Source organism: Asaia spathodeae NBRC 105894 (assembly GCF_025994195.1).
Classification (GTDB): domain Bacteria; phylum Pseudomonadota; class Alphaproteobacteria; order Acetobacterales; family Acetobacteraceae; genus Asaia; species Asaia siamensis.
This window is the reverse complement of record NZ_BAPY01000026.1, coordinates 236627-258550: the sequence shown is the minus strand read 5'-3', so window position 1 is coordinate 258550 and position 21924 is coordinate 236627. Positions and strand designations below refer to the sequence as shown.

The window sequence follows — 21924 nt, the reverse complement described above, 5'->3', positions numbered from 1 at the left end:
GAAGAACCTTCTTTCTTTGAGAGTTTTGTTGAATTTACTTTGAAGGCGGATATTAATTGATGATCAATGGTTCAGAAGCGGCCGCAACAACCTCTTCAGAAGAGGCTAGATGTGTTTTCCGTAATGCACATTTCGCGACATCTCTCGCAAAGGGAGCCGTCAGTATCATTGTGCCAGTCTATAATACCGAGCCTTACGTGCTGGAGACGCTCAATAGTCTCCTAGGAGAGGACACGGACCTGCACGAAATACTAATCGTGCATGATGGCGGGACCGACAATAGCTTGGAAATTGTTACGGAATGGGCAAAAAATGCGGACAACCCAGTCGCGGTGTTCGATCAGAACAATGCGGGTTTGTCGCAAGCAAGAATGACTGGTCTTGCGCATGCCAGAGGAGACTATGTCGCATTTCTCGACAGCGATGATGTTGTCACACCTGGGCTTTATTCCCGCATGGCAGCTTTTGCTCAAAAAGAGCAATGCGAACTAGTTGTTTCCAGAAGCTCGGTATTTGACGACAGCAATTGTCATTTGAGCGATTTCTATGATGACTGGCTATGGAATGCGCTTCTCGATAATGCGCCATCGAGAACAACCTGCCTCAAAAACAATCCGATGCTGTTGCGCCTCGAACCGAATGCTAACACACGTGTTCTGAACCGCGACTTCATGATCAGGGAGAATATCCATTTTGAAAAGGGATTGATATTTGAGGATTTGCCGCCTCATACTCATGAAATCGTCGCTGCACGGCGCGTCGGGTTGCTTAATGAGACAGGATATCATTACAGAATTAACCGACCCGGTAAGATAACGCAGGAACGCAGCCAGAGGCGTTTCCACATTTTCAAAAGCGTCGAACTCGCCGTTCAAAATGCTACCCGCTACGGTATTGACGCGGCAGCTGGAGCTGCCTTGACGAGTCTGATGACCCGCATGATTATCTGGTGCGGTGAAAATGTGTTGCTTCCACAAAGGCTTTCTTTCTTCAAGCAGGCCTGCATCCTATATAGCTCCATCCCCCCGGCGTGGATCGAGAAGTACCATGAGGTGTTTTCCGATAATTTGTGGGAAACCAAGCAGGCTCGTTTCCTGGAAAGCGGACGCCCACTCGATCTGGTGAGAGAGACGCTCACGACCCATGAGGTGGAAGGCGCGAGTGATTTCCTTTCTGCAATCAACTCAGAAAGCAAAGTCCCGCTCGACTCTAGGAAGTTACTGCATCCACGCGTTCTGACTGGTTCGGTCAAACGACGGCTGAAAGGTTTGCTGCAAAAAAATCCGAAATCATCGGTCTCCTGAAAGCGAGAATATTGTCATGATCCGTTTTGCCAATTTTCATAGTCATGTTCGTAAAATTCCGCTTTCGGTACCGGCATCCATCAGAGACGAAGATATCAGTCGGTTGGAACACGCGTGGTTCGGTCCGAGGTTTTGCTCGCAACGACGTAATGGTGTGAGTTTATTCGTTGGTGGGCGCTCGGGGTTGGAGTGTCTGCTGCATCTGCAATATGCGCCGAATGCGTCGATCCATGTTATAGAGCCGGATCCTGCTCTTTACGCATCGCTATCAGGTCTTCTAGGCCAGGATCAACGCGTTACGCTTCATAATGACCTCGATGGCTTCCTGCAAAATAAACAGGATATTGAGGTTCTTGACTTTGTGCGTGTTGACGACGCGCACTATTTTACAGTCTGGAAGCTGATCAAACACTTCCAGATCAGGGCTCTGGCAACGGAGATTTCTTTCTCTGATAGTATCTATAATGTGTCAGAACAGTTGCGACCCCATATTCCGTTTCTGTATCTCGCTCATGCTAGCGGGCGTGGTCGAGGCTTTGACAAGCCGCGTCCCAAGATTGCGGTATCCGTCATCGTGCCGGCCTATGGTGTGGCAGCGCAGCTCCCACAATGTCTGGATAGCCTAGTCAATCAGACCTTGGACGAGCTCGAGATTATCGTTGTTGACGATGGCTCGCCCGATAAATGTGGCGAGATTGCCGATGGCTATGCTGCCCGGTATCCCGGGCGCGTTGTAGTCGTTCACAAGGCTAATGGTGGCTGTGCTTCGGCAAGAAATGCCGGGATGGATGTTGCGAAAGGTCAGTTCATCGGATTTGTAGACGGTGACGATTGGGTCACGCATGATATGTATGCTGATCTCTACAAGATGACGATTGAAGACGCTGCCGATGTCGCACAAGGCGGATACAAGTTTGCTTACGAGGGCGGCGTCACCAAAGATAGCGACGATATATACGCGGGCAATCTTGGGATTTTCAAACGTAGCGGCGTTGTCGAGCAGCCTCAGCTCCTGCTGACCGGGCAACCTACGATATGGCGTCGAATCTACGATCGCGAACTTCTTATCGAAAACGGTATCCGGTTTCCTGAGCACATAAAGCGGTTTGATGACCTGCCTTTTCAGTTTGAAGCCCTGAGTATTGCGCGCCGTATCTCAACGACAGCGCAGCCATATTATTTTTACAGGCAAGGTAGAGTAGGCCAGGATATCCTAGCTAAGGATGAAAAGCTTTTCGTTCATTTCGAAATTTTTGACTATCTGAAGACGCGTATCATTTCTCGTATGCGGGCAGATGTTATTTCGCAGTTGCTGCGTGTTGAACTCAATACGCATGCATGGGCTCTGGGGCGCATCGATAAACATCTTGTTTCGGATTATACGGCCCGTGCCATTCGTTCATTGCATGATGGCTATGAGGTTCTTTCGACCAAACACAAGTATGTTATTCTTGCCAGTGTTGGGCCTGATGCCGCAGAGCTTCTGCAGAATGCTTTGCGGTTAAAGAAGAGCAGTCAGTCTGCTGCTTTTCTGAAGTAAAAATAGACAGGTTTTCTGTCGCCCTAATGTGTAAGACTGAGGCCCTGAAAATCGCGCAAGCGAAATTTCATGAGCCTCAGTATTTGTCTACGTTTCCTTGAGGGCAGATCGACTTGCGCTAGCTAGGTAGCCGGGCTAGCAGTCTTTCAGGAGTAGTTTTCGAGTCTTCGAATGCTGGAAGGCTTCATAACGCAACCCCAAGAGATCGCGCTTTCGAAGACATGGCACACCCTCCTGCCTGCTTGCCCTGTTCAAGCACAGAAAGGGCCGCGCGCCGCTTTTGACACGCGTGGCTCTGCCTCAGAGAGTGTTCAGGAGCCATATCCGTCAGGATGGGTTTCCCGCCAGCGCAGCGCCGTTTCTACAATGCGATCCAGCGTTTCGAATTTTGGCTCCCAGCCGGTTTCGTTGCGCAGGGTCGTGGAATCTGCCACGAGCAAAGAGGGGTCGCCTTCCCGTCGTGGTGCGGCTTCCCACGGGACTTTGCGGCCACTCACGCGTTCGACGCTTTCGATCACTTCCAGATTGGAATAGCCCTGCCCATTACCGATATTGTAGGTGACGCTCCGGCTGTCGATCTGGCCGAGCGCACGTATATGCGCATCGGCAAGGTCTGTCACATGGATATAATCCCGGATGCACGAGCCATCACGTGTCGGATAATCTGTTCCGAAGAGTTTCAAGGCAGGACGGCGGCCGAGGGCGGCATCGATTGTTAAAGGAATCAGATGCGTTTCAGGTCGGTGGTCTTCTCCGGCCCGGCCGAGAGGGTCTGCACCGGCGGCATTGAAGTAGCGCAGGCAAGCGCTTCTCAGCCCATAGACGGCATCGGCCCAGTAAAGCACACGCTCGATCATGAGCTTGCTCTCACCGTAGGGTGACCCGGGCTGGGTCGGTGCCGTTTCGGGAATGGGGGTCGAGCGCTCGGGGCCGCCGAACAAGGCTGCGGTCGAAGAGAAAACGATTTTCTTGACGTGATGTTCGACACAGCTCTGAACAAGGTTGAGAGCTGTTAGGTAGTTCTGTCGCAGATAGTGGAACGGATCACGCATGCTATCTCCCACAAGAGAGAGAGCGGCGAAATGCAGAACCCCATCCCATGGGCCCTGGGCAACGACAGCAGACGTAGCGGCGGCGTCCAGAAGGTCGACTTCGTGAAACGCCACACCTTGAGGGATTGCCTGACGGTGACCCGTGCTCAGATTGTCCAGAACAACAACCTCATGACCCGCATCGAGCAATGCCAGGACTGTGTGGCTTCCGACGAATCCAGCTCCGCCTGTGACAAGATAACGCATATCGGTCTGTCTTCATCCTCTTGGCGCGCATTGTCGCTCTGCCGGGATAGAGAGCATACCGTGCACCTGGGTCCTTCTCGCGCCAATCGCGTTTCTCGACAACCGGTAATTTCTTTTAGCAGTCACTATGCAGTTAATATTGATCCAGAGCCTTTGCTTTTCTCGTATGCTGATGAAAGCTGTCTGCAGCTTGATGATTTCTGGCTTCGTCAAGGCTATGGCAGCGCCGACTACCTCGGCGAGACCGTATCACAGTGGACGAGAGGACGATCCCGGTTGAAGGCGTCCCTATTGTGAATGCGTCGAGTGCTCACGGACAAAATCTGATGAGGCAGCGTGAGTTCGACTCGATGCTGTTATCTGCAGGCAGAATCGGCGGAATGATGGGCACGGTGCATGGCGAGGGGATTCTTGAGGGTCGTACGCCGTTGACGCGTTCCCTTTCGCCCGGTCGTTCATCTGGCGATAATGAAGAGACAAATGCTTTCGGTGTATTGTGCCTTAAAAAGAGATCATCAGCAGTATAATAGCATCTTCACCCACAAGCTGAGCTGATCCGCTTGCAGGGAGCCAAGCGAGTAACAAAAATTTCTTGTCCATTCAGGCAAGATATGAAAGGCTGCATTCGTACCGGAATCGAAATATCGCGGAGATGATATGCGTTCTTGTCGCTCAGCCCTTTTTTTCTCGTCCACAATCGTTACGATATCGAACTGCTCAGCCCATTCGGCTCCGTTGGCCATAAGCGAGCGCGTTTCCCACCAGCCTGACTGGAGCACCGCGCACAAACCGCACAAAGCCGAGGAAATAACAGTATCGGCGCCAGGTCATAAAACGGCCAATGGTGTCACCGGTCAGCAGGTGGGGGGTGGTCTGTTACGCCGCGAGACCCGTGCCGGCACGATCCAGACGGTGACACGCGATTATATCGCCAAGCAATCGCCCACGTCCAACCCCGTACAGGTGCTGGCGCTCGAGCCTTCGGCTTATGTCGCGTTGATAGATCCATACGGTATTGTCGGCGGCAATATGTATCTGCGCGGCCTGCCGGGTGATCAGATCGGCTGGATCTATGAAGGCGTCCCGGTCAGCGATATCGGTTCCGGTGGTTTTTATGCCAATCAGACCTCTGATGGCGATAATCTGCAGCAGGTTTCATTGATGCCTGGCTCGGTCGATCTCTCGACCCCGGCCATCTCTGCCGCTGCCGGTAGCGCCTATGCCACCTTGCGTGATCCTTCTCATCATCGCGAGGGTTATGTGAATATGACCTACGGCACCTATAATCTGGCACGTGGCCTTATCCGCGCGGATACAGGTGACATCGGTCAGACCAGCGTGCGGGCTTTCGCTTCTTTTTCCTATACCCGGGCCAATAACTGGCGGGGGCCGGGCACCAATATGCGCAAACATATCGACTTCAAGCTTGTGAAGGATATTGCTGCCCATAGCCACACGTCGCTCGTCATGAGCTATAACGATAATACATTGCAGTTCAGTCGGTGGCCGACTGCCGCAGAGTTTGCGCAATATGGTGCGGGTAATGACCTGTCGCGCTCCTACAAGGCGGGGCTCGGTTATCACCTCTATGCGCTCGATGCGTTCCAGAATCTGGTTGCTTCAGCCCCAACCGAGCTTGATTTCGGGCATGGGCTGCGTTTTCACGATACCTCTTATCTCTGGTGGGGATCAGGATCGATCGGTGGCGCCGCTCTGGCAACCGAGGGTGCCACCTATTCAGGGTCGTCGCCGGTCAGTGTTGATCTGAATGGTGATGGACGTTTCAGCAGGACGACGTCGCAACTGGTCTATACGCCCAATTATTACAGCTATCATCGCGGTGGCAACAACGCATCGCTCGACTGGACAGCAGGGCGAAATACCCTGACCCTCGGCTGGTGGTATGAATGGTCACGTCTGAACCAGGCAACGCCTGTCTCGCGCATCAATCCGGTCGATGGTGGACTGGAGAATATCTACGGCGATTATGGCCCGCTCATCTACCGCACGACATCGGGGCAGAAATGGTACGCCTCGGATTATAATACCTTCACCCAGATCAATATGCTGTATCTTGGTGACAGGCTTTCGATGCTGCGCGATCGCCTCGAGGTAAAAGCAGGACTTCGTGCGGCCATGGTGTCACGTGGCGTCGACAGCTACGTCCCCGTCTCGACGCCTCGGCGCGGGCAGAATGTTTTCGAGCCTCTGCCCCAGATCAGCGCACGCTACCAGATCGACAAGCACTCGGAACTCTATGTGCTTGGGGTCACGAATTTTCGCACGACCAATAACAACACGCTGTTCGAGCTCTACAGCCCCGCCGGGGGCGCCCTGCAGAGTGCGCCCTCAAACGTCAAACCCGAATACTCCATCGAGGAAGAACTCGGCTATCGCTACCATGATGACCTTGTCGTCGGCGAAATCTCCTTCTTCAATTACAATTTCACCAATCGTCAGCTGGCACTCAACAGCTATGTGAATGGTGCCCTGACCCCCATGACCCTGAATGCAGGAGGGCAGATATCACGCGGTGTGGATGTGCAGATCGGCACGCGCCCGATCCTGAAGCATCTGCGTCCTTACGCAAGTTTCGAATTTCTCGATGCGCGTATCGACAATAATATCCCGATCAATGGCGATCTTCTGCCGACAAGCGGCAAGCACGCCGTTTCTGCGCCAAAATATCAGGCGGCTCTCGGGCTGGATTGGGATGATGGGAGCTTTTTTGCCAATCTCGGGCTGAAATATATCGGCGCGCAATATGCAACGCTGATGAATGACGAAAGAATGCCCGCTTATATCAACAACAACGTGACACTTGGCTACCGCCTGCATCAGACCGGATTTCTGCACAGCCCTCAGCTTCAGATCAATATGCAGAACATGATCGGCTCTATTTATCGCAACGCGGTCTATGCGTTCACGCCCAATGCGAAAACTGTGCAGGGGATCTACGGCACGAGCATCGCCGGATCATCGCCGCTTTATACAATCCAGCCGACTTTCGCGATTTCCGTCTCTCTTTCGACCGGTTTTTGAGAAAAAGGTCCAGCATGCGCAAACCTGAACATCTGGTCAAAATTATCTTGCATCAAGGACGAGAACACCCGTAACGTTCGGAATGTGGAATGATATGGATGAGAGCTGCCCATGTGTCCTGATATTGCCTGCGGTCGCCTGCCAGATGACCTACTAAGCCGGAATTTCGCCGATGCTCATCCCGGCCTGACTGCAGAACAGGCGGCGCTTGAGGCCGATCGCTGTTTTTATTGTTATGATGCCCCCTGCATCGAAGCCTGTCCGACCGATATCGATATCCCGCGCTTCATCAAGGCCATTGCCTCCAAGAATATCGCCGGTGCCGCCAGGACCATTCTTCAGTCCAATATTCTGGGCGGGTCCTGCGCCCGGGTGTGCCCGACGGAAATCCTGTGCGAACAGAAATGCGTTCATACCGCCATTGAAACGCATAAGGCTGTCCGTATCGGCGCCTTGCAGCGCTATGCCACTGACTGGCAGATGGCGCAGGAAGCCCATCCCTTCACGCGGGCAACGGCCAGCGGGCGTCGTGTTGCCATTATTGGTGCAGGGCCAGCCGGTCTGGCTTGCGCCCACCGCCTGGCGCGCCACGGGCATGATGTCACGATTTTCGACCGTCACGACAAAATGGGGGGGCTCAATGAATATGGTGTCGCCGCCTATAAGCTGGCGGATGATTTTGCGCGCAAGGAAATCGATTTTCTGCTCGCAATCGGTGGCATCAGCTTTCAGGGCGGCGCCATACTTGGTGAAACCCTGACCCTTGCCGCTCTGAGGCAGGATTTCGATGCTGTCTTTCTGGCAATCGGTCTTGGCGGTGTGAGGGCTCTGGGTCTTGAGCACGAAACCATTGCTGGCGTGCAGGACGCGGTGGCTTTCATCGAGCATTTGCGTTCTCATCCGCTTGCAGAGAGTGCCGTCGGGCGGCGAGTCGTGGTCATTGGCGGCGGCAACACAGCCATTGATGCTGCCGTGCAGGCCAGGCGACTGGGGGCAGAGGAGGTGACGCTCGTCTATCGTCGGGGCGAAGCAACCATGACGGCTACCCCTGTCGAGCGCGAATGGGCACAGACCAATGGCGTCACCATTCGTCTCTGGGCGGCTCCCTTGCGGCTGGAGACCGAAGACAGCGGCCTGCGTGGAGTGACCTTCAGGCGGACCGATCCTGATGGGCTGCCTGCAGGCACGCCTGAAACCTTTACGCTTGAGGCCGACATGGTGCTGAAAGCCATCGGGCAGGTCTTTTTGCCAGATCCGATCGCGCAGGATCAGATCCTGATCGAAAAAGGGCGTATCGTTGTCGATGCGCAGGGCCGCACAAGCCTGAATAATGTCTATGCCGGGGGCGATTGCACCGCAGGCGATGACCTGACCGTTGCCGCTGTGCGTGACGGGCGTGAGGCGGCCGAGGCCATTCATGCCGATTTCAGCAATGCCGGGATGAGAGTGAACTGACCATGGCCGATCTGCGCACGAATTTCGCCGGAATTACATCTCCCAACCCGTTCTGGTTGGCCTCTGCGCCCCCGACCGACAAGGAATATAATGTCCGCCGTGCCTTCGAGGCAGGCTGGGGCGGCGTGGTCTGGAAAACGCTGGGTGAAGACCCGCCTGTGGTGAATCTCAGCTCGCGTTATGGCGCGCTCGAATTCGAGGGCCGTCGTCTGATGGGGCTGAATAATATCGAGCTGATTTCGGACCGGCCTCTGGCGACCAATATTGCCGAGATCAAGCGCGTCAAACGCGATTTTCCTGACCGCGCGCTGATCGTCAGTCTGATGGTGCCCTGCGAAGAGCATCGCTGGAAGGCTATCCTGCCCCTGATCGAAGAGACGGGTGCTGACGGGATCGAGCTCAATTTCGGCTGCCCGCATGGCATGTCTGAGCGCAATATGGGCTCTGCGGTCGGTCAGGTGCCGGAATATGTCGAGATGGTCACGCGCTGGTGCAAGCAGAACACGCGCATGCCCGTCATCGTCAAGCTGACACCCAATGTGACCAATATTCTCATGCCTGCCCGTGCTGCGCGCCGGGGCGGGGCCGATGCCGTCTCTCTCATCAATACCATTCAGTCGGTCATCGGGGTCGATCTCGATGCCATGGCGCCCATGCCAGTCGTAGGCGGCAAGGGCACGCATGGCGGGTATTGCGGTCCGGCGGTCAAGCCGATTGCACTGCGCATGATCGGTGAAATTGCACGCGACCCGGAAATGGCGGGCATACCGATCTCAGGTATGGGCGGGATCAGCAACTGGCGCGATGCGGCCGAATTTATGGCCATGGGGTCTCATGCGCTGCAGGTCTGCACCGCAGCCATGCATTACGGCTTTCGCATTGTCGAAGACATGATCGATGGCCTGTCGAACTGGATGGATACGAAAGACTACGCCACATTGCCCGATCTGAGCGGCAGGGCCGTGTCGCGTTTCGTGCCGTGGAACCAGCTCAACATGAATTTTCGCACGCTCGCGCATATCGACCAGAAAAGCTGTGTCGGATGTGGGTTGTGTCATATCGCATGCGAAGACACGTCTCATCAGGCCATCGCCAGACAGACCGGCCCCGATCGCCGCCATTACAGCGTGATCGAGGATGAATGCGTCGGCTGCAATCTCTGCGCCCATGTCTGCCCGGTGGATGACTGCATCACCATGGTGCCCCAGCCCGTCGACAGCGAGATGACCTGGCTCGAGCATCCCTCCAATACGCATCGTCTCACAGCGTAAAGAGCGAAAGGCAGAGCATGAGCAATATTCGCATCGATGGTAGCGCCCTCTGGGCCGATCTGATGGAAACCGCCCGTTTTGGTGGCACGGAGAAAGGCGGCATCAGGCGGCTGACCCTGACAGAAGAAGACCGTCAGGTGCGCGACTGGTTTGCCGCTGCCTGCACCCGGCTTGGCTGTGTCGTGACGGTGGATACGCTCGGGAACATGTTTGCCAGACGGCGAGGGCAGGATGAGACCTTGCCCCCGCTCACTATGGGTAGCCATCTCGACACCCAGCCTACGGGTGGAAAATTCGATGGTATCCTTGGAGTGCTGGGCGGTCTTGCCGTGTTGCGCGCGCTTGAGGAGTCGGGTCATGTCACCCGTCATCCGATCGAGCTGATCAACTGGACGAATGAGGAAGGCTCGCGCTTTTCGCCTCCCATGATGTGCTCTGGTGCCTATGCAGGTGCCTTTACCGAGCAGGAGGTGCTCGACAAGCATGACCGCGCTGGTATCCGGTTTGGCGATGCTCTCGATGCCATTGGCTATCGTGGGGAGAGACCCTGTCGCGCCACACCGGTTGCGGCTTATTTCGAGCTGCATATCGAGCAGGGGCCGATCCTTGAGGTGGAGAACCGTGTCATTGGTGCCGTGACGGGTGTGCAGGGCATGCGTTGGTATGAGGTGACGATTGGCGGAAAGGATGCCCATGCCGGCTCCACCCCCATGACCCTGCGCAGTGATGCCCTTCTGGCAGCCGCCACCATGATCGGTGCCGTTTCGGATATCGCCCGCGCTCATGCGCCGCAGGCTCTGGGTACGGTCGGGCTGATCGAAAACAGGCCCAACAGCAGCAATGTCGTACCCAGCGAGACCTTCTTCACGGTCGATCTGCGTCATCCCGATGACGGCATCGTTGCCTTGATGGAGCAGGAGCTGAGGGCCCGGTTCAAGGCGATTGCCGAGACAATGGGGGTGACGCTCGCCATCCGGCCGATCTGGGACGCGCCAGCCGTTCCCTTCGATCCGCGCTGCGTTGCCATGGTCAGTGATGCTGCCGCCGAGGCCGGATTTGAGTCGATGAAGATCGTCTCAGGTCCCGGTCATGATGCCGCCTATATGGCGCGTGTTGCCCCGACGGCCATGATTTTCGTTCCCTGTCGCGACGGGCTAAGTCATAACGAATCCGAAAGTATTACGGAGGCCGAAGCCGAAGCAGGCGCCAATGTGCTGCTTGGGGCGTTGCTGAGGGCCGACCTGGCTTTCTGATGAGAGGATCGACGGTGTGACAGATCTCTGCGAGCCGACAAGAAGCAGAAAACCCAGCGCGCCGCGACGCGCCACCTTGCCGCAGATCCTCAATGCGGCGGAATGGACATTCGGCACGCGAGGGCTGAAAGGCACGCGTGTTGAGGAAATAGCCGGGCTCTGCGGCATCCCGAAAGCCAATATCCTCTATTATTTCCACTCCAAGGAGGCCCTTTATCAGGCCACTCTGGCGCGTCTGCTCGATATATGGCTGGCAGATGCCGATGAATGGCTCTCGCCAGAGCGCGACCCGATGGAGGGGATGGAGGGCTATATACGCGCCAAGATGGCCTTCTCGCGCATGCGCCCCGAAGGGTCGCGTCTTTTCGCCCAGGAATTGCTCTCAGGCGGCCAGATGATTCAGGGTTTTCTGAAAGAGACCCTGCGCGCCCATGTGGAGAGACATGCCGAGATCTTTCTGGCCTGGCAGGCAAAAGGGCTGATGCGGGTGATCGATCCGACGCATTTCATGTGTCTGCTCTGGTCAGGTACGCAGGCCTATGCCGATATGCAGGTGCAGTTCGAGGCCCTGCTTGATCGCGAGAGCCTGCTCGATACGGATTATGAAGCCGGAATCGAGACGTTCCTGACCCTTATCAGGCCGCTTTTCGTGCAGCAGGGCTGAAGTGCGACAGAAGGGCATGAGAAATCCCTCCTGCAACAAAACCGATGACCCATGAGAAGTTCTGCAGCGCGGCGAGTGCGGGCAGGAAGACAACCAGCAGACCAAGGATGACAGACAGACCAAGGGCTGTCAGCGCCCTCGGGTTCATGCCGCGGCTATACCAGTAGGTGTCGTCGTGAGTGGTGCTGTAAAGCGCCGCGAGATCGAGCTGTCTATTCTGCACGATATAGTAGTCGACAAGCAGGATGCTGGTCACAGGGGCGATAAACAGTCCCAGAATATCCAGTGTCAGATGAATGAGTTCGGGATGGGCGTAGAAATTCCACGGTGTCAGCACGATGGCGCCGATCGATGCGATGATCCCGCCCTGACGCCATGAGATGGATGACGGGGCGATATTCGAAAAATCGAACGCAGCCGAGACGAAATTGGCCGAGATATTGATGCCGATCGTTGCGGCCACAAGCGTCAGCGTGCCGACAAGAAGAATGGTCTGGCTGTCGAAAAGAACGATGGTTTCGGCAGGGTCGAGCACAAGGCGGCCGAGTGCAGGCTGCGTCAGAATGATCGTGGTCAGAACGAGCAGGACAAACGCCATGAAATTGATTGGCAGCCCCCAGAAATTACCCCGACGCACGTCACCCATACTGATGCCGTAGCGTGCAAAATCGCCGAAATTCAGAATGATGGGTGAGAAATAGGCGAGGGTAAGAGAGGTTACGGCCAGCGCGCCGCCTGCTGTGGCAGATATTGATAACCCGCCCTGAGGCAGAACGGAGAAATGCCACTGCCCATGGGTCCGGATCAGAAGTGCTGCATCGAGAACGAGGATGACGCCGTAAATGGCCGGGCCTGCCCAGTCGATAAAGTGACGAATGGCCTCCATGCCGCGCCAGAACACTGCCAGTTGCAGCAGCCAGACAGAGAGGAAAGCCGCCCAGCCCAGCATCGAGAGACCCAGTGCCCCATGACGGTGCAGATCGGCATAAGACAGCGTGGAGGGAAAGAAATGCAGAACGAACAGAACGATGGCGTTCGAGGCAAGCCAGGTCTGAATACCATACCAGCCGACCGCAATCACACCACGCACCAGTGCCGGAATGATCGCGCCATGAACGCCAAAAGCCGCCCGTATCATGACGGGAAAGGGCACACCGCCCTTCTGGCTCGGCACGGCCACGAGATTGCACAGGAGATGCACCAGCAGAATGGCCAGAACGAGCCCGGCCAATACGGCACTGACATTCAGCCCCATGGTAAAAAAGCTGCCGAGCGTCAGATAGCCTGCAACGCTATGGACATTGGACATCCAGAGAAAGAGATAATCGCGCCACGCCCAGTGCCGCTCCTGAACCGGAGCGAGATCGGCATTCGATAGCGGCCCTGACGGAAAGACTATCCCTGACTGCGCCATTGCCTTGCCCCTGCCTCAATAAACCCGACAGAAATCGAGCAATAGATTGACCATATGGTCAGGCTAGCTCTATGATTTCGATAATACAACGATATTCTGTTTCGGGCTTTTTGGCGACGGGAACAAGCGCATGCTACTGATCAAGGGCGGCCTCATCGTTACGGCAGAACGGCGCTTCGACGCCGATATATTATGCGACGATGCGGGGCGGATTGCCCGGATAGGCGCCGATCTGGAAGCGCCGACAGGCTGTACGGTCATTGATGCCAGCGGGCTGCTGGTCATGCCGGGCGGTATCGATCCGCACACCCATATGGAAATGCCCTTCATGGGCACCACAGCAAGCGATGATTTCTTCACCGGCACGGCGGCAGGTCTTGCGGGTGGGACAACAAGCATCATCGATTTTGTCATTCCCGATCAGGGGCAATCGCTTTTCGACGCCTGGCGCGCCTGGCGGGGCAAGGCTGAAAAAGCTGCTTCGGATTATGGCTTCCATGTCGCCGTGACGCATTGGGATGAGCAGGTTCATGACGATATGGGGCGTCTCGTCAGAGAAGGCGGGGTGAACTCCTTCAAGCATTTCATGGCCTATAAAAATGCGCTGATGATCGATGACACGGTCTTTCTGCGTTCGATGCAACGCGCGCGAGAGCTAGGCGCCCTCTGCACTGTCCATGCCGAAAACGGCGATGCCATCGCGTTTCTGCAGGCGCAGCTTCTGGCGAAAGGGGAGACCGGCCCGTCATCCCACCCGCTCTCACGACCGGCGGCCATTGAGGGGGAGGCCGCGCAGCGGGCCATTACCCTGGCCGAGCTCGACGACACGCCGCTCTATGACGACACGCCGCTCTATATAGTGCATGTCTCGACCGAAGAGGCGACACAGGCCATCGCGGCGGCACGGCTCAAAGGGCTGAAGGTTTATGGTGAGGTCCTGCCTCAGCATCTGGTCTTTGACGACAGCGTATATCACGACAGCGACTGGCTTCAGGCGGCGCGTCATGTCATGAGCCCGCCCTTTCGCCCCAAAGCCCATCAGAAGGCCCTCTGGGGCGGCTTGATCTCAGGACAATTGCAGACGACAGCAACCGATCATTGCTGCTTCTGTCAGGACCAGAAAATGCGTGGGCGCGACGATTTCACCAAAATACCCAATGGCGTGCCCGGCATCGAGGAACGCATGAGCGTTCTGTGGCATCATGGCGTGGTCAGCGGTCGTCTGAGCGCTGAAGAATTTGTGGCCATCACCTCCACCAATACGGCGCGCATCTTCAATCTCTACCCGAGGAAGGGCTGTATTGCGCCAGGGGCCGATGCTGATCTTGTGCTCTGGGACCCGTCAGCCAGCCGTACAATCACGGCGGGCGCCCTGCATCAGAATGTCGATTATACGCTCTATGAGGGCATGACCCTGACAGGACTGGCGGTGAAAACCATCAGTCAGGGCGTTGTGGTGTGGGATGAGGGTACGCTTCGCGCCGAACGCGGCAAGGGCCGCTATATCCGGCGTCCGGCTCTGGGTCGCGGGCGACCTCTCTGGCAAAAAGTGTAGGATCTACCGGTCGGCTGCTCAGGCGCGGGGGGCCTATTGCGGGATGGAGCCATCCTGCTTCAGCACCACCCCTGCGAGATAGAGGCTGCCGCAGATCAGCACCCGGGCGGGCGGTCCCTGAAGACGCGGGAGAATGGCGCTGATGGTCGGTCCGGGCAGAGCGACGCCACCAGAGGCCGCAACGATATCCTCGACGGGCAAGGCAAGGTGCTGGCCTTCTTCGCTCACAGCATGAAGTGTCGTGGCATGGCGCTGCACCGGACGGAGAAAGCCTGAGGCATCCTTGCTCTGCTTCATGCCCACGATCACATGCAGAGGGCGGTCCGACCAGGCTGCGAGTGTCGGAGCCAGAGCTTCGCCTGCATTGGGGTTATGACCGCCATCCAGCCATAGCTCCCAGCCTTCGGGCAGTTCTGCGGCAAGCCTGCCTTCCAGACGTTGCAAACGGGCGGGCCATTGCGTCTGGGCAATACCGACCCACGCCGTTTCGGGGACAGGCAGACCACTGGCGCGCAGAGCCGCCACGGCAAGGGCCGCATTGCCTGCCTGATGAACTCCCTTCAGACCGGGGGCTGGCAGGGAAAGAGCGCCCAGCGGATCGTGATAGGACAGGCCGCCCCCTTCATGGAGCGTGAAACCGATCTCGCGTCCGACCTGCCATAGCGGGGCGGCGCAGGCTGTTGCCCTGGCCTCGATGACAAGCCGGGCCGCCTCCTGCTGGGCGGCACAGACCACAGGCACACCCGGCTTGATGATGCCCGCCTTCTCGGCGGCGATGAGCGTCAGCGTCTCGCCCAGAAAGGCCTGATGATCGAGATCGACAGGTGTAATCACACAGGCGGCGGGGCGGGCCACCACATTGGTGGCATCCAGACGCCCGCCCAGACCGACTTCCAGAATGACCAGATCGGCCCTGTTTCGCGCGAAAAGCAGAAGCCCTGCTGCTGTCAGGACCTCAAAAACGGTGATGGGGTCACCCGCATTGACGCGCTCGATTTCCTCGAGTGTGGCGACAAGCGCGTCTTCACTCACCAGTTTTCCGGCGATACGGAAGCGTTCGGTAACATCGATCAGATGCGGGCTGGTCATGACATGCACCGACCATCCGGCAGTCTCGGCGATGGCACGCAGCGTGGCGCAGGTACTGCCCTTACCATTGGTACCTGCCACATGAATGACCGGCGGCAGCGAGCGCTCAGGATTACCCAGCTTGCCCAGCAGGGCATGAAGACGATCGAGAGACAGATCTATGAGCTTGGGATAAAGCGCCTGAACCCGGGCCAGAACGGCGCCGGTCCGGCCCTCATATTCATCGCTGAGCTTGGCCGGGGGCGCTTTGGTCGTCATGGAAATCATCCGGTAGGCAGTAAAAACCCCGCTCTGTCGCCAGAGCGGGGGCAGTCATTCTGTCAGGCGGCTTCGACCGCCGCCGCAACGGCAGGCTTGTTCATCATCATGCCGATCAGGCTGCCAAGCTTCGCATGCAGGTCATGACGCGACACGACCATGTCGACCATGCCGTGGTCACGCAGATATTCCGAACGCTGGAAGCCTTCAGGCAGCTTCTCGCGCACCGTGTCCTGAATCACGCGGGGACCGGTAAAGGCGATGAGCGCCTCCGGCTCGGCAATCTGGACATCGCCCAGCATGGCGAACGATGCAGAAACACCGCCAGTCGTCGGGTTGGTCAGCACAACGATATAGGGCAGGCCTGCATCCTTGAGCATCTCGACGCCGATGGTCGTGCGCGGCATCTGCATGAGCGACAGAACGCCTTCCTGCATACGGGCGCCACCAGAGGCCGTGTAGATCACAAGAGCGGCCTTCTGCAGCACAGCCAGACGGCAGGCAGCGATAAAGGCTTCGCCCAGTGCGGTGCCCATGGTGCCCGCCATGAACTCATAGGCCATCACGGCTACGACCGCATCGTGGCCGCCGATCTTGCCATGGGCCACAGCCAGTGACTCATCGAGATGGGTCTTGGCCTTCGCGTCTTTCAGACGATCGGCATATTTCTTTTGGTCGCGGAAGCCGAGCGGATCGCTCGGCACCTTGGGCAGTTCGATTTTGGTGTATTTGCCGTCATCGAACGTCCAGTCGAGACGCTCGGTGGCCTTGACCTTGCCGTGATGGTTGCAATGCGGGCAGACGCGCTGTGCCTTTTCCAGATCCTTGATGAGGATCATCTGTGAGCAGGATTCACAGCTGGTCCAGAGGTTGTCGGGCACCTCGCGCTGCAAAAGGCCACGGATTTTCGGTCGAACGTATTCGGTCAGCCAGCTCATCTTGATCCTACTTCTCGCCTGTCCCGCATGCGGAAAGCCCCATGCGCCGGGACGCTGCGGTCTGGATGGCTCCAGTCACTATGAGGGTGCTTTTAGCGATCTTCTGATCGTAATGCCAGTTCCACAAACGGGGTGGCTCCTGCCATAAGAGCCACCCCGTTCGTCATGTCCTGATCAGGCGAAAATCATTGCCCTCAGGCGGCGGCTTCTTCCTGTTCGTCTTCTGACACAATGCGTGTCTGGCCACGGGTCGGGCGGAAGCGCTTCTCATGCAGGGCCAGTTCGATATCCTCAAGCGTGGCACCAGCAGTCTCGGGCACGAAGAAGAAGATGAACAGCACCGAGGCCAGATTGACCGCGGCGTAGAACCACATGGTGCCGCCCAGAGTGATGAGCTGTACCAGTGTCAGCGCCGTGCCGGTTACGAGCAGATCCGAACCCCAGAGCGTTGCGGCGTGCAGGCTGGTGGCCTGACCGCGCATGGAGAGCGGGAACATCTCGGCACCCAGCAGCCAGCCGCAGACCTGGATACCGCCCGAATTGAATGCCATGAACAGCAGCAGGAAGACGATCACCAGATAGGAGCCGACACTGTTCGGGGCCGGATGCATGGCAAAGACGATGCCAAGCCCGATCAGGCTGACGATCGAACCCGGCCCCATGATCAGCATGAGGCGACGACGCCCTACGCGATCAACGATCAGGCAGCCGATAAATGTCATGATGCAGTAGGTAATGGCCACACCCAGCGAGGCCATCAGGGCGGAAGAGGCCCCGAAACCCGCATCGCGCAGGAAGGTCGGCGCGTAATAGATCATCATCTCCAGCCCGCCGCACTGCGTGAAGAAGGCCACGCCGAGTGCCGCCACCAGAGCGGGGCGCACCCATGGACGGAACAACCCTTTCCAGCCACGGTTCCTGGGGTTGGCCGCTTCCGCGTTCTCCCGCATTTCGCGTACTTCCTTGCGGATAACCTTCTTGGAAGTGCGGATGCGCCCCAGTTCGATGATGGCGCGTTTCATGCCTTCGTTTTCTGCCGTCCAGCGCGGGCTCTTGGGCATGAAGAACATCGAGACGAAGACAATGGCAGCAGGCAGGGCGGCCAACCCGACCATCGGGCGCCAGCCCCAGGCCTCGCGCTGGGTGAAGCCGATGATATTGGCCAGAAGGATGCCGAGACCGATGGCTACGTTGAACATGGTCACCAGCGTGCCGCGCTTTTCAGCCGGGGCCAGCTCGGAGATGTACATCGGCACGACCTGGGTCGACCCGCCAACCGCAAACCCGAGGAACACGCGCGCAACGATCAGCAGCCATACATCTGGTGCAAAGGCGCAGGCCAGGGCGCCCAGCACGAACACGCCGCTCACCAGGGTCACGCAGGCGCGCCGCCCGTATTTTTCAGAGAACGATCCCGCCGCCAATGCCCCGATGATGGCACCCGCCAGAATGGCGGAGGCCACCATCTCCTGCATCGTGCTGCTGAGATGGAAATCATCCGAGATCAGCAGCAGGGCGCCCGAGATGATGCCCGTATCATAGCCGTAGAGGCCGCCGCATATGGCTGCCACAACGGCGGCCAGAATCAGGATGTATTTCGCATAGGGCGAAACCTCGATCGGATGATCGTCGTGATGCGTCGCTTCGGGGCGAACCGTCTCTGAATTATTTTTCATGACGATATAACCGGATACCCGCTAATTGGTTTAAACCAGCCGGGTAAAAAGGAAGAAGGAGCCGTTCATGGCCAAGATGTCCAAGCTTAAGCCCGATGTGCCCACGATCAATCTGCGTGAACTGATCATCATGCATATCGTGCTGGCAGCCTTTATCGTGGGCATCATGCTGCTCGATTGGCATATCGACTGAAGGACGCCTGACGACGTCATTGCGGGAGAAAAGCCTAGCGCGTCGCGGGCGCGAGAAATCTCACGGCGATATAGCTGAGTGCGGCGCCAAGGCTGATCCAGAACGATACCGGCGCATCCGTATACCAGGACAGAACGAGCCCGCCCCATGACAGGGCCAGCGCCAGAAGGGCCGAGCCGGCAAGGCCTGCCCACGGGGCCAGACCCAGCCTCAGCATGCAGGCCGCAGGACCGACAAGCAGGCTGAACACCAGCAATATGCCGGTCGTTTCCGAGCAGATGGCTGTGGCCAGCGCCACAACGCTCATGAACCCACATGCGACAAACCGCAGCCTGACGCCTTTTGCCGCCGCCAGATCGGGGTCGAGGCTGGCAAAAAGCAGAGGTCGCGCCAGAAAACACAGCCCTGCCAGACAGAGCCCGGCGAGAAGAAACAGCAGACGAAGCGTGGCGTGATCCACCCCTAGCACGTTGCCGAACAGGAGCGCTGTCGTGCTGCTGACAGGGGCATGCTGCCATTGCAGAAACAGAAGCCCCAGTCCGAGACTCGCAGCCAGAACAAGGCCGATCACGCTGTCTCTGTGATTGGCCGTTGCGGCATTGGCGCGCAGATCGCCCTCGGCTTCCCACCCCAGAACCAGCCCGGCGATCACGGCTGAAAGCGCCATGCCCATGAGCGGTGACAACCCGATCAGCACGGCGCCCGTCGCCCCGGCAAAGCCGATATGAGACAGGGCATGACCCGCAAAGCTCTGACCACGCAGAACGAGAAACCAGCCAACGAGACCGCTCAGTATGGCGACGACACCGGAGGCCAGAAAGGCATTCTGCATGAACTCATAATGCAGCATCGCTCAGCTCCAGTTTGTGCTCAGAGATCTGCAGCAGATGGTCGGCAAAGGGTCTGACGATATCGAGCCCATGGCACGACATCAGCACGGCCATGCCTGTCTCGCGGCAGCGGGCCTGAAGCATGGTCAGGATTTTCTGCTGCCAGTGGAGATCCATGCCGCTCAGCGGCTCGTCGAGTACGAGCAGGGCGGGTTTGTCGAGCAGTGCCTCGGCCAGAAACAGCCTTTGTCTCTCCCCGCCGGAAAGCTGGCTCAGCGGCTGCTCGGCCAGAGCCTCGGCACCAGTCAGCGACAGGGCTGCCTTGAGGTCGTCCGCAAGGCCACGCCCCCAGCCCGGCAGACCGAAACGCGTCCCATGCCACGAGGCAGCAATCAGGGCGCGCCCGGTCAGTTGCGGGGCGGGAAGCCGACGCTCCTGGGGCATATAACCGATCAACTGGCGCGCGGCGCGCGGCGAGCGGCCCAGAACCGCAATCCTGCCCTCACGGGCTGGATGCAGCCCCAGCAGGGCGCGCATCAGCGTCGTCTTGCCATGGCCATTGGCACCCGCCAGCACCGTGAAGCTGCCCGGTTTCAGGGCGAGATCGGCCTTTTCGACAAGGAGACGCGCGCCATGGCTCAGCGTCACCCGATCCAGCAGGATCGCGGGAGGGATATCAGCCATGAACACCGAGCGCCGCAACCAGCCGGTCCAGCCGGGCTTTCATCCAGTCCTGCCAGGGTTGTCCCGCCTCGGGAAATTCGTCAAAGCTCACGATGGTTACATGGGAGTCGCGCGCCAGCGCTTCTATACGCGCCAGAGAGGGGCTTCTGACGGTCGGATTGATGAGCAGAATCCGGGCCCGCTTTTCGCGTAGCGCGTCTTCCAGACGAGCGACATCGCGTGGCGCCGGGTCGTCGTGGTTCATTGCCGCCAGAGCAAATTCCGGATCGATCACCTCGATACCGAGGGCCTGTAGCAATGGTCCGCCCACGGGCTCGGCCACGGCAATCTTCATACCCTGTGTCTGGGGGCGAAGCTTTTTCAGGCGATCGGCAAAAGACGTGATCATGGCTGTCAGGTCGTTCTGACGGGCTTTGATCGATGGCGCGTCATCCGGCAGATGCCGGGTCAGTTCAGTCGAAAGCGCCTCAACCATGTGTCTGACCGCTTCGGGATCGTCGAAGAGATGTGGGTTGTCATTGGGCCCGAGCCCCGCCAGTGAGGCAACGGAAATCACATGGCGTGACGTGCTGGGCTGTGCAGACAGCAGAGGCGGCACCCAGTCGTCATAATGCCCGCCCATCATCAGCACGATATTGGAATCGGCCAGTCTGCGCGCCATATCGGGCGTGACCTGAAAATCATGCGGGTCGATGCGTGGTGAGGTCAGAATGCTGGTCGTGCTGACAGCAGCGCCCCCAAGAGCCTTGGCCAGATCGCACCACAGCGCCTCGGCACAGAAAACCCTTACCGGCTCGGCTCGTGCGGAGCCCAGCAGGGACAGGAAGCAGATCAGCAGGAACAGGGTCTGGCGCAAAAAAGTCGCCTTTAGTTATATTATAACGACTGAGATACGCGATATAGAGGCGGAACTCTGGTCAGGACAAGCCGGAAAAGGAAATCCCTCATGCTCAGCAGCACGGCCATGACCGATCAGGACCCGTTCTCTCCCCAGATTCTCGCGCTTCTCGATCGTGCCGCCGCGTTTTGTGCCACGCGCGCCAGCCGTCTCACGGATACCAGACGCTTGGTGCTCGGCCTGATCCTCGATAGCAGCAAGCCCGTCGGGGCCTATGATATTCTCGATCATCTGCGTCAGTATCAACGCAACGCTGCCCCCCCGACGGTCTATCGCGCGCTTGATTTTCTTCTGGCCCAGGGGCTGATTCATCGCATCGAGCGGATGAGCGCCTTTATCGGCTGCGCACATCGTCTCGAATGCCATCATGGCCATGGCTGCGGTCATCGCGCCCAGTTTCTGATCTGCAGTGGCTGCGGTGCGGTCAGTGAGGTGGAAGACAGCGAAATCTCGCATGCCATTGCCAGTGCGGCAAAGAAGATCGGCTTCAAGCCGCATCAGTCGACGGTCGAGATCGAAGGGCTTTGTGCCATTTGCCAGCAGGGCTGATTTCTCGGGGCGG

Annotated in this window: 18 protein-coding genes; 10 read left to right on the top strand and 8 right to left on the bottom strand. The window is 57.8% G+C overall.

Annotation, left to right across the window (positions count from 1 at the left end):
• The first annotated feature begins 59 nt into the window (after positions 1-59).
• The gene (locus AA105894_RS10520; protein WP_267311656.1) at positions 60-1304 is read left to right on the top strand and encodes a glycosyltransferase; all 1245 of its coding nucleotides are present in this window, start codon (positions 60-62) and stop codon (positions 1302-1304) included.
• 16 nt (positions 1305-1320) lie between these two features.
• The gene (locus AA105894_RS10515; protein WP_267311655.1) at positions 1321-2844 is read left to right on the top strand and encodes a glycosyltransferase; all 1524 of its coding nucleotides are present in this window, start codon (positions 1321-1323) and stop codon (positions 2842-2844) included.
• Positions 2845-3155: 311 nt separating this feature from the next.
• On the opposite strand, the gene galE is transcribed toward AA105894_RS10515, so the two are convergent.
• Positions 3156-4142: a UDP-glucose 4-epimerase GalE gene (gene galE, locus AA105894_RS10510; RefSeq protein ID WP_267311654.1), complete on the bottom strand. Its 987-nt coding sequence runs from the start codon at positions 4140-4142 to the stop codon at positions 3156-3158.
• A 657-nt stretch (positions 4143-4799) separates the two neighbouring features.
• Here galE and AA105894_RS10505 point away from each other — a divergent pair.
• From AA105894_RS10505 to AA105894_RS10485, 5 genes are all read left to right on the top strand, one after another.
• On the top strand, positions 4800-7184 hold the full coding sequence (locus tag AA105894_RS10505; RefSeq protein WP_267311653.1) for a TonB-dependent receptor: 2385 nt from the start codon (positions 4800-4802) through the stop codon (positions 7182-7184).
• A 111-nt stretch (positions 7185-7295) separates the two neighbouring features.
• On the top strand, positions 7296-8639 hold the full coding sequence (locus AA105894_RS10500) for an NAD(P)-dependent oxidoreductase (RefSeq protein WP_267311652.1): 1344 nt from the start codon (positions 7296-7298) through the stop codon (positions 8637-8639).
• 2 nt (positions 8640-8641) lie between these two features.
• Positions 8642-9910, top strand: coding sequence for an NAD-dependent dihydropyrimidine dehydrogenase subunit PreA (gene preA / locus AA105894_RS10495; RefSeq protein ID WP_267311651.1), 1269 nt, complete (start codon positions 8642-8644; stop codon positions 9908-9910).
• 17 nt (positions 9911-9927) lie between these two features.
• Positions 9928-11163 carry a M20 family metallo-hydrolase gene (locus AA105894_RS10490; protein WP_267311650.1) on the top strand — a complete coding sequence of 412 codons (1236 nt, stop codon included), beginning with the start codon at positions 9928-9930 and terminating at the stop codon, positions 11161-11163.
• A gap of 16 nt (positions 11164-11179) precedes the next feature.
• Positions 11180-11827 carry a TetR family transcriptional regulator C-terminal domain-containing protein gene (locus AA105894_RS10485; protein WP_267311649.1) on the top strand — a complete coding sequence of 216 codons (648 nt, stop codon included), beginning with the start codon at positions 11180-11182 and terminating at the stop codon, positions 11825-11827.
• Here AA105894_RS10485 and AA105894_RS10480 read toward each other — a convergent pair.
• Entirely contained in the window at positions 11799-13241 is a 1443-nt protein-coding gene (locus AA105894_RS10480) for an NCS1 family nucleobase:cation symporter-1 (protein WP_267311648.1), read from the bottom strand. The genes AA105894_RS10485 and AA105894_RS10480 overlap by 29 nt on opposite strands.
• A gap of 130 nt (positions 13242-13371) precedes the next feature.
• Between AA105894_RS10480 and hydA the strand changes: the two genes are divergently transcribed.
• Positions 13372-14796, top strand: a complete 1425-nt coding sequence (gene hydA, locus AA105894_RS10475) for a dihydropyrimidinase (RefSeq protein WP_267311647.1) — start codon at positions 13372-13374, stop codon at positions 14794-14796.
• A 33-nt stretch (positions 14797-14829) separates the two neighbouring features.
• Here the strand turns inward: hydA and AA105894_RS10470 are convergent, their stop codons facing one another.
• The 3 genes from AA105894_RS10470 to AA105894_RS10460 form a co-directional block, all read right to left on the bottom strand.
• On the bottom strand, positions 14830-16143 hold the full coding sequence (locus tag AA105894_RS10470; protein ID WP_267311646.1) for a bifunctional folylpolyglutamate synthase/dihydrofolate synthase: 1314 nt from the start codon (positions 16141-16143) through the stop codon (positions 14830-14832).
• A 62-nt stretch (positions 16144-16205) separates the two neighbouring features.
• Entirely contained in the window at positions 16206-17081 is an 876-nt protein-coding gene (accD, locus tag AA105894_RS10465) for an acetyl-CoA carboxylase, carboxyltransferase subunit beta (RefSeq protein ID WP_267311645.1), read from the bottom strand.
• Between the two features lie 194 nt (positions 17082-17275).
• Entirely contained in the window at positions 17276-18757 is a 1482-nt protein-coding gene (locus tag AA105894_RS10460) for a sugar porter family MFS transporter (RefSeq protein WP_267311644.1), read from the bottom strand.
• Positions 18758-18824: 67 nt separating this feature from the next.
• Between AA105894_RS10460 and AA105894_RS10455 the strand changes: the two genes are divergently transcribed.
• The gene (locus tag AA105894_RS10455; RefSeq protein ID WP_264784144.1) at positions 18825-18950 is read left to right on the top strand and encodes a hypothetical protein; all 126 of its coding nucleotides are present in this window, start codon (positions 18825-18827) and stop codon (positions 18948-18950) included.
• Positions 18951-18984: 34 nt separating this feature from the next.
• On the opposite strand, the gene AA105894_RS10450 is transcribed toward AA105894_RS10455, so the two are convergent.
• From AA105894_RS10450 to AA105894_RS10440, 3 genes are read right to left on the bottom strand one after another with little or no spacing between them, the layout of a single operon-like run.
• Positions 18985-19800 (bottom strand): metal ABC transporter permease, encoded by an 816-nt coding sequence (locus AA105894_RS10450; RefSeq protein ID WP_267311643.1) that lies wholly within the window; start codon positions 19798-19800, stop codon positions 18985-18987.
• Positions 19787-20464 (bottom strand): metal ABC transporter ATP-binding protein, encoded by a 678-nt coding sequence (locus AA105894_RS10445; protein ID WP_267311642.1) that lies wholly within the window; start codon positions 20462-20464, stop codon positions 19787-19789. Before AA105894_RS10445 ends, AA105894_RS10450 begins: the two co-directional genes overlap by 14 nt.
• The gene (locus AA105894_RS10440; protein ID WP_267311641.1) at positions 20457-21320 is read right to left on the bottom strand and encodes a metal ABC transporter solute-binding protein, Zn/Mn family; all 864 of its coding nucleotides are present in this window, start codon (positions 21318-21320) and stop codon (positions 20457-20459) included. The genes AA105894_RS10445 and AA105894_RS10440 overlap by 8 nt, the downstream gene beginning before the upstream one ends.
• Before the next feature lie 90 nt (positions 21321-21410).
• On the opposite strand from AA105894_RS10440, the gene AA105894_RS10435 reads away from it, so the two are divergent.
• Positions 21411-21911, top strand: coding sequence for a Fur family transcriptional regulator (locus AA105894_RS10435; protein WP_188425457.1), 501 nt, complete (start codon positions 21411-21413; stop codon positions 21909-21911).
• The last annotated feature ends 13 nt before the right edge of the window (positions 21912-21924 follow it).